Source organism: Streptomyces sp. NPDC127190 (assembly GCF_042672505.1).
GTDB lineage: Bacteria > Actinomycetota > Actinomycetes > Streptomycetales > Streptomycetaceae > Streptomyces.
The window spans coordinates 30,712-46,445 of the sequence record NZ_JBHXVE010000027.1; the positions used below are offsets into that span (position 1 = coordinate 30,712).

The following is a 15,734-nucleotide window of genomic DNA, read 5'->3' on the forward strand; positions in this document are numbered from 1 at the left end:
CCCCGGAACATGACCCCCCACACCGCCCTGGAGGCGGTTCTGCTCGACATGGACGGCACGCTCGTGGACACCGAGCGGCTGTGGTGGGAGGCGGTCGAGGAGACCGCCGGCCGCCCGCTGACCGAGGACGACCATCCGGACGTCCTCGGCCGCCCGGTCGAGCACACCGCGGCCTGGCTCGCCGAGTCCACCGGGCGGCCCGCCGCCGTCCTCGCCGCCGAGCTGCACCACGCCTTCGCCGAGCGCGTCCGCACCGGCGTGGTGCCCCGCCCCGGCGCCCTGGAACTGCTGACCGGGCTGGCCGCCGCCGCCGTCCCCGCCGCCCTGGTCACCGCGTCCCCGCGGGCGGTCGCCGACGTCGTCCTCGACGTCCTGGGCCGCCACCGGTTCGCGGCCTCGGTCACCGCCGACGACACCGACCGCACCAAGCCCGCCCCCGATCCCTACCTCGCCGCCTGCGAGGCCCTCGGGGTCGACCCCGCCGCCTGTGTCGCCGTCGAGGACACCGAGACCGGCGTCGCCTCCGCCGAGGCCGCCGGATGCGCCGTCCTCGCCGTCCCGTCCCTCGCGCCGATCGGCGGGGCACCCGGCCGGACCGTGCGGGACAGCCTGGCCGGGGTCTCGGTCGAGGACCTGCGCCGGATGGTCGCGCCCGAGCTGCGCGTCATGAGCTGGAACCTGTGGCTCGGCGGCAGCAAGGTGGACGACCACCGCGCCAAGCAGCTCAAGGCCGTCCTGGACAGCGGCGCCGACGTCGTCGGCCTCCAGGAGACCGGCGGCACCGCCGCCCAGGAGCTGGCCGACGCCCTCGGCTGGCACCACCACCGGGCCGGCGAGAACCTCGGCGTGATCAGCCGGCACCCGATCACCGCCCGCTTCGGCGACGCCGACGTCGGCTTCTACGGCGCCGCCGGCGTCCGGATCGCCGTGGCCCCCGGCCGCGAGGTCGACGTATGGACCGCGCATCTGCACTACACGCCGTACGGGCCCTACGAGTACCACTTCGACGGGCTGCCCGCGGCCGAGCTGATCGCCCACGAGGGGGTGCGGCTCGCCCAGATGCGGGACGCGCTGGACCGGATCGCCGACGCCTCGGCCGAGGGCGTCCCGGTGGTCCTGGTCGGCGACTTCAACTGCCCCTCCCACCTGGACCGGCCCGAGGTGGACTGGCCGGTGACCAGGGCGGCCGAGGAGGCGGGCTTCGCCGACTCCTACCGCGAGGCGCACCCGGACCCGGTCGCCGAGCCCGGGCACACCTGGTCGCCGATCCATCCCGTGCACGAGGACGGCAGCGGCCGGCCCGAGCCGCAGGACCGGATCGACTACGTCCTGCACCGGGGACTGGCGGTACGGGAGGCCCGGACCGTCGTCACCGGCACCCCGCGCCCCTGGCCCGACGTCGCGGACAACGAGTGGCCCTCCGACCACGCGGCGGTCCTCACCACCTTTGCGCTGCCCCGGCGGTGAGCAGGGGTTACCGCCGGTCACCATTGCGGTCCGGGGTGGCCGTCCCGTAGGTTGTGCCGCACTTTCCACATCCTACTGACTGGTAACACCGGCAGGTATCCCATGCGCTGGCCCCTCGGCCGACCCACCACCGTGCGCACCCGGATCGTGGCGCTCGCGCTCACCCCGGCCGTGGCACTGATGGCCCTGTGGAGCTTCGCCATGGTGTCCGTCACCGCCGAACTCCGCGCGCTGATCCGCGTCCAGGGGGTGTACGAGGACTTCGGCACCCCCGTGGACACCGCGATCGGGCAGATCCAGATCGAGCGCCGGCTGTCCGCCGCCTACCTGGGCGCCCGCCTCGACACCGCCGCCGCCGGCCGGCTGCTCGGCCAGCAGCGCCGTACCGACCGGGCCGTCGACGTCATGCGCCAGGCCGTCCAGGACGGTGACCGCGACCGGCTCACCCTGCGGCAGCGGCGGGCACTGGACGCCATGGTCGCCGCGACGGGCCGGCTGGAGGGACTGCGCGAGCGGGTGCTGGCCCGGAAGATCACCTGGGACCGGGCGGTCGAGGAGTACGGCGCGCTGGTGGAGCCCGGCTTCGGCGTCGAGTCCACGCTCACCGCGCTCCAGGCCGGACAGCTCGCCCGCGAGGCCCAGACCGTGATCGAGCTGGTCCGGGTGCGCGAGTACGTCTCCCGGGAAGACGCCCTGGTCGCCGGGGCGCGGGCGGCGGGCGCGCTGACCGACCGGCAGTACGACACCCTCACCGCGACCGTCGAGGACCGCCGCGTCTTCGAGCGGACCTATGTGCCCGACCTGCCCCCCCGACTCCCGCGCCCTGTTCGAACGGTTCCAGCGCGAGGACCTGCACCGCTCGCTGGTGCGGAGCGAGGACGCGCTGCTGCGGGCGGGCGCCCGCGGGGCCGGGCGGGCCGTCGCGGCGGACACCTGGCGGACGACCACCGACCGGGCCGTCAAGCGGTACATGCAGCTGTGCACCGCGTCCGCCGAGAACTCGGCCGCGCGCGGGCGGGCCTTCGCCTACCGCGAGCTGACCAAGGCAGCCGTCGTCGGCGCGGTCGGGCTGGTCGCGGTCGCCCTGTCGCTGTGGTTCGCGGTGCGCGGCGCCCGGCGGATCTCGCGCCGGCTGGAGACCCTGCGGGACGCCGCCGACGTGCTGACGAAGGACCGGCTGCCCGACGTCATGCGGCGGTTGAGCGCAGGCGAGGAGGTCGACGCGGTCGCCGAGGCGCCGCCGCTCGCCGCCGACGAGGTGCGCGACGACGAGATCGGGCAGGTCGGCCGGGCCTTCAACACCGCGCGGCTGGCCGCCGTCGAGGCCGCCGTGCGCCAGGCCGGGCTGCGCCGCGGGCAGTTCGCGGTGCTGCTCACCATCGCCCGGCGCAACCAGGCCCTGGTGCACCGGCAGTTGAAACTGGTGGACACCCTGGAGCGGCGCACCGACGACCCCGATGTGCTGCGCGAACTGTTCCGCATCGACCATCTGACCACCCGGATGCGCCGGCACGCCGAGAGCCTGATCATCCTCTCCGGCGCCGCACCCGGCCGCCGTTGGCGCCGGCCGGTGCCGGTCGCGGACGTCGTCGCCTCCGCCGTCGGCGAGATCGAGGACTACGCGCGCGTGGTGGTGCCACCGATGCCGGAGGTCGGCGTGGCGGCCGACGCGGTCGCCGACGTGGTCCACCTCCTCGCCGAACTCCTGGAGAACGCCACGGTGTTCTCGCCGCCGCACACCGACGTGACCCTGCGCACCGGGCGGGTCGGCACCGGCTTCGTCCTGGAGATCGACGACCGGGGCCTCGGCCTGGACGCCGACGCGCGCGCCGCGGCCCACCGCACGCTCACCGACCCCGACGCCTTCGACCCCACCCGCCACGACCGGCTCGGCCTCTATGTCGTGGGCCGCCTCGCCGCCCGCCACGGCATCGAGGTGAGCCTCGGGGACTCCCCGTACGGCGGTACGACGGCGGTCGTGCGGCTGCCTTCGGGGGTGCTGGCGGAGGTGGAGTCGGCGGGGGCGGTGGGAGCGGCGGTGCCGGGAGGTCTGTCGGGCGGGGACTCTGCGGGTCTGTCGGGCGGGGGCTCCGCGGGTCAGTCCGCCGGCCGGCTCGCCGCCGTACGGGAGCTGCCGGCCAGGAAGCGGAGGCCCGCGGAGCGCGGGACCGCCCCCGACCCGGCCCCCGCCCCGGACCCGGCCCCCGCCCCGGTCCCCGCCCTCGCCCCGGTCCCCGCCCTCGCCCCGGTCCCCGGTTCCGGGGCCGTGCCCGCCCTGCCCACCCGCACCCGGCAGGCCTCGCTCGTCCCGGAGCTGCGGGACGAGCCACCGCCGCCCGGCACCGCCCCCGAGCGCGAGGTCGACGCCGAGGAGATGCGGGCGATCTTCGGCGCCTTCCAGCGCGGCCTGGACCGCGGCCGCAGAGGGCTGCCGGCGAGCGGGGGAGCAGGGGGAGTAACGACCGAGGTGATCAACGGCGCTGACAGCAGTGCCGAGACCAGCCGCGTCGAGACCGGTCTCGGCGACACGACCCACGCCGACGAAGGGACCGACGCCGACGATGCACGGTGAGGACCACACCCCCGAGCAGCCCGCTGCGCCCACGGACGCGACAGCCACCGGTCCCGGAACCGGTCTCGGCTGGCTGCTGGACGACCTGGTGGCGCGTACCGACCACGTCCGGCAGGCCGTGCTGCTCACCGCGGACGGCCTGCCGCTCAGCAGCTCGGAGGGCATGCTCCGACGCGACATCGAGCACCTGGCCGCCGTCTGCTCCGGCTTCCACGGCCTCGCCCGGTCGGCGGGGGAGCGGTTCGCCGCGGGAGAGGTGCGCCAGACCATGGTGATGCTGGACGACGCCTACCTCTTCATCACCCCCGCCGGACACGGCAGCCGGCTGGCCGTGCTCAGCGAGGCCGGGACGGACGTCGGCCAGCTCGCCCACGAGATGGCCCTGCTCGTCCGTCGCCTCGGCCACCACCTGGACGCCGCCGCCCGTACCACCTCCTGATCCCACGGTGAGCGACGAGCACTGGTACGAGGACGAGACCGGGTCCCTGGTGCGCCCGTACACCGTGACCCGGGGCCGCACCCGGCCCTCGCAGCGGCACGACATCGACCTGATGTCCCGGGTCACCGCGGTGGACGACGACATGGCGGACCGTCCGGCCGTCGACCACGCGGGTGCCGCCCTGCTCGACCTGGTCCGGCGCGGACCGCGCCCCGTCGTGGAGCTGGCGGCCGACGCCGACCTGCCGCTGACCGTCGTCCGTGTCCTGCTCGGCGACCTGGCCGAGGCCGGGCTGATCCGCGTCGACGCCCCCCGCGGGGTGCGGGCCGGGCCGGGCGCCGACCCCGGACTGCTGCGGGAGATCGTGGCGCGGCTGCGCGACCTGTAGGTCTGGGCTCCACACCGCCGAACGGCACCATTCCCGGGCAGCGCCACCCCGCCGCGCAACGAATCGCCGTTCCACCCGCTCCGCACGCAACAAACCGCGCACCGGCGCGCAACGGCTCCTTCTTGTCCGGCCGAGTGCGCCGACCGTACCGTCTTTCTGGCCCCCAAAAATCCCGTATCCGGTGAGGAAGACGCATGCGCACCGCCCTGCTCCAGAGCTCCGGCAACCCCGGCTCCGTCGCCGAGAACCTCAAGGTCCTCGACGAGGCCGCGGAGCGTGCCGCCGCCGCGGGCGCCGCGCTGCTGGCCGCACCGGAGATGTTCCTCACCGGCTACGCGATCGGCGACGACATCGCCCGCCTCGCCGAGCCCGCCGACGGCGAGGCCGCCGACGCGATCGCCGAGATCGCCACCCGGCACGGCCTGGCCGTCGCCTACGGCTACCCGGAGCGCGACGGCGGCACGGTCTACAACTCCGCCCAGCTGATCTCCGCCGACGGCACCCGGCTCGCGAACTACCGCAAGACCCACCTCTTCGGCTGCTTCGAGCGCGACCACTTCACGCCGGGCGACGGCCCGGTGGTGCAGGCCGAGCTGAACGGCCTGACCGTGGGCCTGATGATCTGCTACGACGTCGAGTTCCCGGAGAACGTCCGCGCGCACGCCCTGGCCGGCACCGACCTGCTCGTCGTGCCGACGGCGCAGATGCACCCGTACCAGTTCGTCGCGGAGTCGATGATCCCGGTGCGCGCCTTCGAGAACCAGATGTACGTGGCGTACGTCAACCGGGTCGGCGCGGAGGGCGAGTTCGAGTTCGTCGGACTGTCCACCCTCGCCGGTCCCGACGGAGTCGCCCGCACCCGTGCCGGCCGCGCCGAGCAGCTGGTCCTGGCCGACGCCGACCCCGCCTTCCTGGCCGCCTCCCGCGAGGCCAACCCGTATCTGCGGGACCGCCGCCCCGGCCTGTACGGGTCCCTGGTCTGACCCTCCCCGAGCCTTCCCCCGAGTTCTACCGCTTCGCGCAAGGAGTCCGTACCCCATGACGTCCACGGTGCCCAACGCCGTCGAGCACACCGACGAGCAGCAGCCGCCGATCACCATGTTCGGCCCGGACTTTCCCTACGCCTACGACGACTTCCTCGCCCACCCGGCGGGCCTCGGCCAGATACCGGCGACCGAGCACGGCACCGAGGTCGCGGTCATCGGCGGCGGCCTGTCCGGCATCGTCGCCGCCTACGAGCTGATGAAGATGGGCCTCAAGCCCGTCGTCTACGAGGCCGACCAGATCGGCGGCCGGCTGCGCACCGTCGGCTTCGAGGGCTGTGACGAGTCGCTGACCGCCGAGATGGGCGCGATGCGCTTCCCGCCGTCCTCCACCGCGCTCCAGCACTACATCGACCTGGTCGGCCTGGAGACCAGGCCCTTCCCGAACCCGCTGGCCGAGGCCACCCCCTCGACCGTGGTCGACCTGAAGGGCGAGTCGCACTACGCCGAGACCATCGACGACCTGCCCCAGGTGTACCGGGACGTCGCCGAGGCCTGGAACCGGTGCCTGGAGGAGGGCGCCGACTTCTCCGACATGAACCGCGCCATGCGCGAGCGGGACGTCCAGCGCATCCGCGAGATCTGGGCCCAGCTGGTCGAGAAGCTCGACAACCAGACCTTCTACGGCTTCCTCTGCGACTCCGAGGCCTTCAAGTCCTTCCGGCACCGGGAGATCTTCGGCCAGGTCGGCTTCGGCACCGGCGGCTGGGACACCGACTTCCCGAACTCCATCCTGGAGATCCTCCGGGTCGTCTACACCGAGGCTGACGACCACCACCGCGGCATCGTCGGCGGCTCCCAGCAGCTGCCGCTGCGCCTGTGGGAGCGCGAGCCGGAGAAGATCGTCCACTGGCCGTACGGCACCTCGCTGAAGTCCCTGCACGCCGACGGCGAGCCCCGCCCGGCCGTGACCCGGCTGCACCGCACCGCGGGCAACCAGATCACCGTGACGGACGCGAACGGCGACATCCGCACGTACAAGGCGGCGATCTTCACCGCCCAGTCCTGGATGCTGCTGTCCAAGATCGCCTGCGACGACTCGCTGTTCCCGATCGACCACTGGACGGCGATCGAGCGCACCCACTACATGGAGAGCTCCAAGCTCTTCGTCCCGGTCGACCGGCCGTTCTGGCTGGACAAGGACGAGGAGACGGGCCGGGACGTCATGTCGATGACGCTCACCGACCGCATGACCCGCGGCACCTACCTGCTGGACGACGGCCCGGACAAGCCCGCCGTGATCTGCCTGTCCTACACCTGGTGCGACGACAGCCTGAAGTGGCTGCCGCTGTCCGCGAACGAGCGGATGGAGGTCATGCTGAAGTCGCTCGGCGAGATCTACCCGAAGGTCGACATCCGGAAGCACATCATCGGCAACCCGGTGACGGTCTCCTGGGAGAACGAGCCCTACTTCATGGGCGCGTTCAAGGCCAACCTGCCCGGCCACTACCGCTACCAGCGGCGCCTGTTCACCCACTTCATGCAGGACCGGCTGCCCGAGGACAAGCGGGGCATCTTCCTCGCCGGCGACGACATCTCCTGGACGGCCGGCTGGGCCGAGGGCGCCGTGCAGACCGCGCTGAACGCGGTCTGGGGTGTCATGCACCACTTCGGCGGCACCACGGACGCGACCAACCCGGGCCCGGGCGACGTCTTTGACGAGATCGCGCCGGTCGAACTCCCGGAGGACTGACCGGGAGCCCCCGGCGCGGCCGGTGCCGGGGGCGTCAGTCGGTGAGCGGGGTGAGCAGCATGCGCCCCGCGAACCCGACCGCCGCGTCGAGCCGTTCGGTGAACTCCTCGGCGACGTCCTCGCAGTGGCGCAGCGCCCACAGCGCCCGCGCCGCCGCCCACGCCGCGTCCCGGGCCCGCTCCAGACTCCAGGAACCCAGCAGATGGGTGAGCGGGTCGGCGAGCTGGAGCAGGTCGGGGCCCGGCATCAGATCCTCGCGGATGCGCTCCTCCAGCGCGCAGAGGAGGTCGCCCACGCGGTCGAACTCGTCCTCCAGCTCGGCCGGTTCGCAGCCGAGGGTGCGACTGGCGTCCACCACCGCGAGCGCCAGGTCGTGCCCGATGTGCGCGTTGATGCCCGCGAGCGCGAACTGCAACGGCCGTACGCCGGGATGGCGGCGGAGCTGGAACAGCGGCCGCCAGCAGGCGGGCGGCCGGCGGTCCGCCGCGGCCGCGTCGACCGCCGCCAGATACCGCTCGGCGAACCGCACGTCCAGCGTGCTCGCCGCCCTCGGGTCCGGGAACTCCCGGGCGTCCAGGCGCCGGTGGATCTCCTCGGTGACGGTGAGGTAGACGCGGTTGAACACGGCCACCCCGTCGCGGGCCGGCAGGGCCGTGCCGATGGCGCGCATCCGGGCGATGACCGCGTCGACGGACGGGGGGAGGTGTTCCAGCTGCGTCATGGGGGAAGGGTCCCAGCTCCGCCCCGGCCGACGGGCCCACCGGCCCCCTGCTTCGCCGGATCGGGGGAACGCGCCGGCGCTGCGAGGGGGGCGACGACGCGGTGCCGGGCAGGCCAGGCACACATGCCCGGCGGCCGGCACGTTCGCGCCGCCGTACGCCTACGACGTGGGGCGCTGACCGTCGTAGCTGGAGGTGCCCTCGTCCAGCAACGGCTCCTGCTGCTTGAGATGGGCCGGGGCGAAGGCGCGCAGCGCGTGGTAGCCGGTGATGACGACCAGCGTGCCGAGGGCGATGCCGCTGAGCGAGAAGGTGTCGGTGAACTTCATGCTGACGTTGCCGACGCCGATGATGATGCCCGCGGCCGTCGGGACCAGGTTCAGCGGGTTGCGCAGGTCCACCTTGGCGTTGAGCCAGATCTGCGCGCCGAGCAGGCCGATCATGCCGTACAGGATCACGGTGATGCCGCCGAGCACCCCGCCCGGGATCGCGGCCACGACCGCGCCGAACTTCGGGCACAGGCCGAAGAGCAGTGCGAAGCCGGCGGCGGCCCAGTAGGCGGCGGTGGAGTACACCCGGGTCGCGGCCATGACACCGATGTTCTCGGAGTACGTGGTGTTCGGCGGGCCGCCCACCGCGGTCGACAGCATGGAGGCGACGCCGTCCGCCGAGATCGCCGTACCGAGCTGGTCGTCCAGCGGGTCGCCGGTCATCTCGCCGACCGCCTTGACGTGCCCCGCGTTCTCCGCGACCAGCGCGATCACGACCGGCAGCGCGACCAGCACCGCGGACCACTGGAACGACGGTCCGTGGAAGTGGGGCAGACCGATCCAGTCGGCCTTGGCGACGCCGGAGAGGTCCAGCCGCCAGTGGTCGGTGACCCGGCCGCCCGGGCTCATGGAGTGGATCTTGCCGAAGATCCGGTCGAAGGCCCAGGAGATGCCGTACCCGAAGACCAGCCCGAGGAAGATCGCGATCCGGGACCAGAAGCCGCGCAGACAGACCACCGCGAGACCGGTGAACAGCATGACCAGCAGGGCCGTCCACTGGTCCTGCGGCCAGTAGGTGGTGGCGGTCACCGGGGCCAGGTTGAAGCCGATCAGCATGACGACCGCGCCGGTGACGACCGGCGGCATGGCCGCGTGGATGATCCGCGCGCCGAAGCGCCGCACCGCCAGGCCCACCAGGAACAGCACCGCGCCGACCACGAGGACGGCACCGGTCACCGTGGCGCTCGTGCCGCCCTGGGCGCGGATGACGGCGGCCACGCCCACGAAGGACAGGGAGCAGCCCAGATAGCTCGGCACCCGGCCGCGGGTGGCGAGCAGGAAGATCACGGTCGCCACGCCCGACATCATGATGGCCAGGTTCGGGTCCAGGCCCATGAGCACCGGCGCCACGAAGGACGCGCCGAACATGGCGACCACGTGCTGGGCGCCCAGGCCCACCGTGCGGGGCCAGGAGAGCCGTTCGTCGGGGCGTACCACCGCTCCGGGCGCGGGCGTGCGCCCGTCACCGTGCAGCTTCCAGCGCACGCCGAGGTCCATGTGTATTCGCTTTCTTGCGGACGAGCAGACGGTCCGGACCATTGTCCCGGACGCCAGGCGTGCTGAGCGGTCGCTTAGTATGGAAGCGATTCCCGGCGCTGGCTCAGCGCATGCCTCAGCGATGCCCGCAGGGATGCACATGCTCCCCGCAGCGAAGTTCAGGAGTTCCCCCCGTGACCGCCGAAGCCCCGACCGCCCCCACCGTCGCCTACGGCCGGCTGATCCCCGTCACCGTCCACTTCGACGACCTCGACGCGCTCGGCCTGCTGCACAACGCCCGCTACCCGCTGATGGTCGAGCGCGCCTGGACCGAGCTGTGGAACGGGCACGGCATCCGCTTCGACGGCGACTGGCACGCCGCCGGCGACGCCTGCAACGCCGTCCGCGAACTGCGCATCAGCTACGAGGCACCGGTCACCCGCCCCGGCGGCTACGCCGTCCACCTCTGGCTGGAGCGCCTCGGCACCACCGGCCTCACCTACGGCTTCCGCTTCTGCTCGGCCGACGGCACACAGACCTACGCCCAGGGCACCCGGGTGCTGGTCCGGCTAGACGCGGACACCCTGCGCCCCGCGCCGTGGAGCGACGCCTTCAGGACGGTGGGTCGGACACTGCTGCGGCCTGCGGACTGACCGCGCCGGGACCGCCCCGCTCGGCGCCTCGCAGCACGCCCGCGAGCCCGGCGAGCCCGCAGGCCAGCGCCGTCACCACGGAGAACGAGACCACCAGGCTGGTCGCCTGCGCCACCCCGCCGATCAGGCTCGGCGCGACCAGCCCCGAGGTGTAGGTGATGGTGGCCACGCCGGCGATGGCCTGGCTGGGATTCGGCCCCGCGTGTCCGGCCGCGGCGAAGCACAGCGGTACGACCACCGCGATGCCGAGTCCCGTCAGCGCGAACCCGGCCATCGCCCACGCCGGTCGGCCGCCGAGGACGACCAGCGCGCCGCCGAGTCCCGCCAGCGCCCCGCCGGCCCGGACCGTCCTGACCGCCCCGAACCGGTTCACCACCGCGTCCCCGGCGAGCCGGGCCACGGCCATGGTCAGCATGAAGCCGGTGGTCGAGGCCGCCGCCACCCCGGCCGAGCTGCCCAGCCGGTCCCGCAGGAACACCGCCGACCAGTCCAGGCTCGCGCCCTCCGCGAACACCGCGCAGAAGCCCACCGCGCCGATCAGCAGCGCGGAACGCGGCGGCAGCGCGAACCGCGGGGGCGGCTCCTCGTCCTTCGCGGGCTGTACGTCCGGCACCCAGGCGCACGCCGACACGCCGAGCGCGGTGAGGACGGCCGAGGCGAGGGCGAAGTGCAGCCGGGCGTCCGCGCCGAGGTGTGCGGCGAGCGTGCCGGCCGCCGAGCCGGTGAGCGCGCCCGCGCTCCACATGCCGTGCAGCCCCGACATGACCGACTTCCCGAGCCGCCGCTCCACCTCCACGCCGAGCGCGTTCATCGCCACGTCGGCCATTCCCGAGCTGGCGCCGTAGACGAACATCGCCAGGCACAGCGTGGACAGGTTCGGCGCCAGCGACGGCAGGACCAGGGAGAGGGTCCACAGCGCGATCAGGCCGCGCAGTGCGGTACGGCTGCCGAAGGTGTGGCTGATCCGCCCGGCCAGCGGCATGGCGCAGGAGGCGCCGAGCGCGGTGAAGGCCAGGGCGAAGCCGAGCTGCCCCGCGCCGAGCGAGGCGTGGTCCTGCACCCAGGGCACCCGGGTCGCGAAGCAGCCGGTCACCGCGCCGTGCACGGCGAACACGGCCGCCACGGCGTACCGGGCCCGCCGGACCTCGCCTCGCGCAGCGCCCACGTCCCCCATGTTCCGTCCCCCTCCCGGGAGTTCCCGCACCGCACGAGCCCCTCATCGCCGTACCCGTGCCGAGTCTCAACCCTGCCCGAACCGCCGCCCCAGATAATCCTCGAACGTCCCCTTCCCCACCGCCTGCTCCGGCGCCAGATGCCCACCCGCGCGGAACGCCCGGTACGCCGCACCGAAGAGCGGCACGTTCACCACCGCCCGGCGCCGCCCGGTCGCCCGGAGATAGGCGCGGGCCAGCGAGTCGAGGGAACGCACCTCGGGGCCGCCCATGTCCGCCACCCGTCCGGCGGGCTCGCCGAGCGCCAGCTCGACCAGCCGATCGGCGACTTCCGTCACTTCGACCGGCTGGTCCGGGACCCCGGCCGGGAGCAGTGCCACGGGCGGCTTGGTCAGTCCCTGGAAGAGCGTCACCAGCAGATCGTGGAACTGGGTGGTGCGCAGCACGGTCCAGTCGAGCCCCGAGGACTCGATCATCTGCTCCACCGTGTGCTTGGTCCGGTAGTAGCCGAACGGCACCCGGTCCACCCCGACGATGGAGATGTACACCAGGTGCCTCACCCCGGCCCGCCGCGCCGCCGCGATCAGGTGCTCCGCCGCCCGCTCGTCCCCGCCGCGCGGGCTGCTCGCGCAGTGCACCACGGTGTCCACGGCGGCGAGCGCCGCGTCCAGCCCGCTGCCGCCGGCCTGGAGATCGACGGCGTACGGCTCGCTGTGCCGGCTGAGCACCCGCACCTCGCGCCCTTCCGTCCGCAGCCGCTCGGTGACGCGCCGGCCGAGGGTGCCGGTCCCGCCGGTCACCAGGATCGTGCTCATGCTGATTCCGTTCCTCTGGTCCCGGGGCACCCCGGTCGGGGCGCCCCGACGGATGAGACCGGTCGGGCCCGCGGAAATGTGACACGCCCCGGCGGATTCGCCGGGGCGCTGTGGCGACCCGGCGGCGGGCAAGGGCCGTCGTCACCGCCGCCGGGCCAGCCCGCACACTAAAAGGACTAGACCAAAGTGGTCAATGGACCGGACGCCGGTTCCGCCGTGCACCTCCGAAGACACGTACTGTGACCGAACCCACACTCGACCCCTGTCCGGGTGTGCATCCGGCATGGCACACTGGCCCTGTACCAGAAGCAGCGCACTCCGGGGTCGGTGAAAGTCCGAACCGGCGGTTACAGTCCGCGACCCGGTCGCTTCCAGCGGCCGGTTGACCAGGTGAAATTCCTGGACCGACGGTTAAAGTCCGGATGGGAGGCAGTGCGCGGCGGGCGGGCACATGCACGTGTGCACGTCGCCGTATCTGGGCTTGTCCGTCTCCGGGCGAGTCCTGTTTCGGCGTCGCTGCCGACGTGTCCCGTGTTCACCCGTGCAGTGTGTCGTTCATCGACAGGCCCCGGAGTCCGTGCCCCCATGAGGCAGGAGGACCCGGGAAGTGTTCACCGGAATCGTCGAAGAGCTGGGTGAAGTCACCGCCGTCGAGAACCTCGGCGACTCCTCCCGCTTCCGACTCCGCGGCCCCGTCGTGACCCAGGGCGCACAGCACGGTGACTCCATCGCCGTGAACGGCGTCTGTCTCACCGTGGTCGAGCACGAAGGCGACGAGTTCACCGCCGACGTCATGGCCGAGACGCTGAACCGCTCCAGCCTGGGTGCCCTCACCGTCGGCTCCCGCGTCAACCTGGAGCGCCCCACCGCCGTCGGCGCCCGCCTGGGCGGCCACATCGTGCAGGGCCACGTCGACGGCACCGGCGAGGTGCTGGAGCGCAGGCCCTCCGAGAACTGGGAGATCGTCAAGGTCTCGCTCCCCGCGGACCTCGCCCGGTACGTCGTCGAGAAGGGCTCCATCACCGTCGACGGCATCAGCCTCACCGTCGTCGAGGCCGGCCCGGACTACTTCACCGTCAGCCTCATCCCGACCACCCTCGACCTGACCACGCTCGGCCTCAAGCAGCCCGGCGACCCGGTCAACCTCGAGGTGGACGTCGTCGCCAAGTACGTGGAGCGGCTGCTCGCGGCCGGTCAGGGGGCCGGCCGGTGAGCTGGCTCAACTCCGAGGCCTTCACCCTCTTCGGCCAGCACATCATCTGGTCGGACATGGTCGGCAACATCCTCGGTCTGATCACCCTAGCCCTCGGCTGGCGCCGCTCCCTGTGGACCTGGGCCGTGCAGTTCCTGTCCGGACTCGTCCTCTTCGGCGCCTTCTACGGCCACCTCACCGGCAGCGCCGGCAAGCAGGCCGTCGTCATGGCCGTCGCGCTCTACGGCTTCTGGCAGTGGCAGCGCGGCAAGGGCGGCGCCGAGGACGGCCGGATCACCGTCCGCTTCGCCACCTGGCGCGAGCGGATCGCCATGGTCGCCGCGGCCGCCGCCGGGACGGTCGCCGTCGCCCTGCTCTTCACCGCCTATCCGAAGCTCTCCTGGGACCCCTGGCCGGACGCGTACATCTTCGTCGGCACCATCGTCGCCATGTACGCCCAGGCCAAGGCCATGGTCGAGTTCTGGATCGCCTGGCTGCTCGTCGACCTCGTCGGCGTCCCCCTCAACTTCGCCAACGGCTACGCCTTCTCCGGTTTCGTCTACGTCATCTACGGCGCACTCGTCCTGTGGGGCATGCGCGACTGGTGGCTGCGCTCCCGCCGGGACGCGCAGCCCGTCCTGGAAGGAGCGCCGGCATGACCACGGCCCCGCTGCTGTACCGCACCGACGACCTCACCGCCCCCGCCGAGGACCTCACGCTCGACCCGGTCGAGCAGGCCATCGCCGACATCGCCGCCGGCCGCCCGGTGGTCGTGGTGGACGACGAGGACCGGGAGAACGAGGGCGACCTCGTCATCGCCGCCGAGAAGGCGACCCCCGAGATCGTCGCGTTCATGATGAGCGAGTGCCGTGGCCTCATCTGCGCGCCCATGGAGCCCGAGGAGCTGGACCGGCTCCGGCTGCCGCAGATGGTCGAGGACAACACCGAGTCCATGAAGACCGCGTTCACCGTCTCCGTGGACGCCTCCGCCGCGCACGGCGTGACCACCGGCATCTCCGCCTCCGACCGCGCGACCACGCTCCAGCTGCTCGCCGGCGGCACGGCCGAGCCGTCCGACTTCGTCCGCCCCGGCCATGTCTTCCCGCTGCGCGCCAGGCCCGGCGGCGTCCTCGTCCGCAACGGCCACACCGAGGCCGCCGTCGACCTCGCCCGGCTCGCCGGACTCCGCCCGGCCGGCGCCATCGTGGAGATCGCCGGCGAGGACGGCACCATGCTGCGCCTGCCCGAGCTGGTCCCGTTCGCCCGCAAGCACGGCCTGACGATCATCTCCATCGAGGACCTGATCGCCTACCGCCGCTCCCTTCAGGACGGCTCCGCCCCGCTCGGCCAGGAGCCGGCCCCGCGGCCCGTCCGGCAGCAGCACACGGCCCCGGCCGAGCCCGCCGTCCCCGCCGTCCGCCACGAGGCCGAGACCCGCCTGCCCACCGAGCACGGCACCTTCACCGCCCACGGCTACCGCTCCACCCTCGACGGCGTCGAGCACGTCGCCCTCGTCCACGGCGAGATCGGCGACGGCGAGGACGTCCTGGTCCGGGTGCACTCCGAATGCCTCACCGGCGATGTCTTCGGCTCCCTGCGCTGCGACTGCGGCCCCCAGCTCGACACCGCCCTCCAGCGCATCCAGGCCGAGGGCCGGGGCGTCGTCGTCTACCTGCGCGGACACGAGGGACGCGGCATCGGCCTGCTGTCCAAGCTGCGCGCCTACGCCCTCCAGGAACAGGGCCATGACACCCTCGACGCCAACCTGGAGCTGGGCCTGCCCGCCGACGCCCGCGACTACGGCGCCGGCGCGCAGATCCTCGCCGACCTCGGCGTGCGCAGCGTCCGGCTGCTGACCAACAACCCCGACAAGAGCGACGCGCTGCTCCGCCACGGTCTGCGGGTCACCGGCCGCGAGCAGATGCCGATCCAGGCGGGCGAGCACAACCTGCGCTACCTGCGCACCAAGCGGGACCGGATGGGGCACGACCTGCCCTGGCTGGAGACCGCGGCCGCGCTGGCCGGCGCGGCCGGCCGCTGACGGCCACCTGCGAC

Annotated in this window: 14 protein-coding genes, 1 pseudogene and 1 riboswitch; of the genes and pseudogenes, 11 read left to right on the top strand and 4 right to left on the bottom strand. The window is 73.2% G+C overall.

Translation table 11 applies throughout. From position 1 onward, the window contains the following. Window positions 1–9: 9 nt before the first annotated feature. The 7 genes and pseudogenes from ACFVIU_RS31370 to ACFVIU_RS31400 all read left to right on the top strand — a co-directional run bounded on the left by ACFVIU_RS31370 (window position 10) and on the right by ACFVIU_RS31400 (window position 7,602). Entirely contained in the window at window positions 10–1,467 is a 1,458-nt protein-coding gene (locus ACFVIU_RS31370; RefSeq protein ID WP_385846650.1) for an HAD-IA family hydrolase, read from the top strand. 201 nt (window positions 1,468–1,668) lie between these two features. Further along, window positions 1,669–2,223: pseudogene (locus tag ACFVIU_RS31375) on the top strand (nitrate- and nitrite sensing domain-containing protein); the annotation flags it as partial. 109 nt (window positions 2,224–2,332) lie between these two features. Continuing rightward, entirely contained in the window at window positions 2,333–4,039 is a 1,707-nt protein-coding gene (locus tag ACFVIU_RS31380) for an ATP-binding protein (RefSeq protein WP_385846651.1), read from the top strand. Further along, complete coding sequence (locus tag ACFVIU_RS31385; protein WP_385846653.1) at window positions 4,029–4,478, top strand: roadblock/LC7 domain-containing protein; 450 nt, start codon at window positions 4,029–4,031, stop codon at window positions 4,476–4,478. Before ACFVIU_RS31380 ends, ACFVIU_RS31385 begins: the two co-directional genes overlap by 11 nt. Before the next feature lie 7 nt (window positions 4,479–4,485). Further along, the gene (locus ACFVIU_RS31390) at window positions 4,486–4,866 is read left to right on the top strand and encodes a DUF742 domain-containing protein (RefSeq protein WP_385846655.1); all 381 of its coding nucleotides are present in this window, start codon (window positions 4,486–4,488) and stop codon (window positions 4,864–4,866) included. Between the two features lie 194 nt (window positions 4,867–5,060). Then, window positions 5,061–5,849, top strand: a complete 789-nt coding sequence (locus ACFVIU_RS31395; RefSeq protein WP_385846656.1) for a carbon-nitrogen hydrolase family protein — start codon at window positions 5,061–5,063, stop codon at window positions 5,847–5,849. A gap of 55 nt (window positions 5,850–5,904) precedes the next feature. Beyond that, on the top strand, window positions 5,905–7,602 hold the full coding sequence (locus ACFVIU_RS31400; RefSeq protein ID WP_385846657.1) for a flavin monoamine oxidase family protein: 1,698 nt from the start codon (window positions 5,905–5,907) through the stop codon (window positions 7,600–7,602). Between the two features lie 34 nt (window positions 7,603–7,636). Here ACFVIU_RS31400 and ACFVIU_RS31405 read toward each other — a convergent pair whose 3' ends face one another. Continuing rightward, a complete protein-coding gene (locus ACFVIU_RS31405) occupies window positions 7,637–8,323 on the bottom strand; it encodes a DUF5995 family protein (RefSeq protein ID WP_385846659.1) in 687 nt (228 codons plus the stop codon). Window positions 8,324–8,482: 159 nt separating this feature from the next. Continuing rightward, on the bottom strand, window positions 8,483–9,868 hold the full coding sequence (locus ACFVIU_RS31410; RefSeq protein ID WP_385846660.1) for a uracil-xanthine permease family protein: 1,386 nt from the start codon (window positions 9,866–9,868) through the stop codon (window positions 8,483–8,485). Between the two features lie 173 nt (window positions 9,869–10,041). On the opposite strand from ACFVIU_RS31410, the gene ACFVIU_RS31415 reads away from it, so the two are divergent. Then, on the top strand, window positions 10,042–10,500 hold the full coding sequence (locus tag ACFVIU_RS31415; protein WP_385846661.1) for an acyl-CoA thioesterase: 459 nt from the start codon (window positions 10,042–10,044) through the stop codon (window positions 10,498–10,500). On the opposite strand, the gene ACFVIU_RS31420 is transcribed toward ACFVIU_RS31415, so the two are convergent. Together ACFVIU_RS31420 and ACFVIU_RS31425 are read right to left on the bottom strand one after the other, a co-directional pair. Beyond that, the gene (locus ACFVIU_RS31420; protein ID WP_385846663.1) at window positions 10,460–11,674 is read right to left on the bottom strand and encodes an MFS transporter; all 1,215 of its coding nucleotides are present in this window, start codon (window positions 11,672–11,674) and stop codon (window positions 10,460–10,462) included. The genes ACFVIU_RS31415 and ACFVIU_RS31420 overlap by 41 nt on opposite strands. A 66-nt stretch (window positions 11,675–11,740) precedes the next feature. Beyond that, complete coding sequence (locus ACFVIU_RS31425) at window positions 11,741–12,487, bottom strand: SDR family oxidoreductase (protein ID WP_385846664.1); 747 nt, start codon at window positions 12,485–12,487, stop codon at window positions 11,741–11,743. Window positions 12,488–12,796: 309 nt separating this feature from the next. Beyond that, window positions 12,797–12,927: riboswitch (FMN riboswitch) on the top strand. Window positions 12,928–13,094: 167 nt separating this feature from the next. Between ACFVIU_RS31425 and ACFVIU_RS31430 the strand changes: the two genes are divergently transcribed. From ACFVIU_RS31430 to ribB, 3 genes are read left to right on the top strand one after another with little or no spacing between them, the layout of a single operon-like run. Then, on the top strand, window positions 13,095–13,700 hold the full coding sequence (locus ACFVIU_RS31430; RefSeq protein WP_385846666.1) for a riboflavin synthase: 606 nt from the start codon (window positions 13,095–13,097) through the stop codon (window positions 13,698–13,700). Continuing rightward, window positions 13,697–14,338 carry a nicotinamide riboside transporter PnuC gene (locus ACFVIU_RS31435; RefSeq protein ID WP_385846668.1) on the top strand — a complete coding sequence of 214 codons (642 nt, stop codon included), beginning with the start codon at window positions 13,697–13,699 and terminating at the stop codon, window positions 14,336–14,338. Before ACFVIU_RS31430 ends, ACFVIU_RS31435 begins: the two co-directional genes overlap by 4 nt. Next, on the top strand, window positions 14,335–15,720 hold the full coding sequence (gene ribB / locus ACFVIU_RS31440; protein WP_385846669.1) for a 3,4-dihydroxy-2-butanone-4-phosphate synthase: 1,386 nt from the start codon (window positions 14,335–14,337) through the stop codon (window positions 15,718–15,720). Before ACFVIU_RS31435 ends, ribB begins: the two co-directional genes overlap by 4 nt. Window positions 15,721–15,734: the final 14 nt, after the last annotated feature.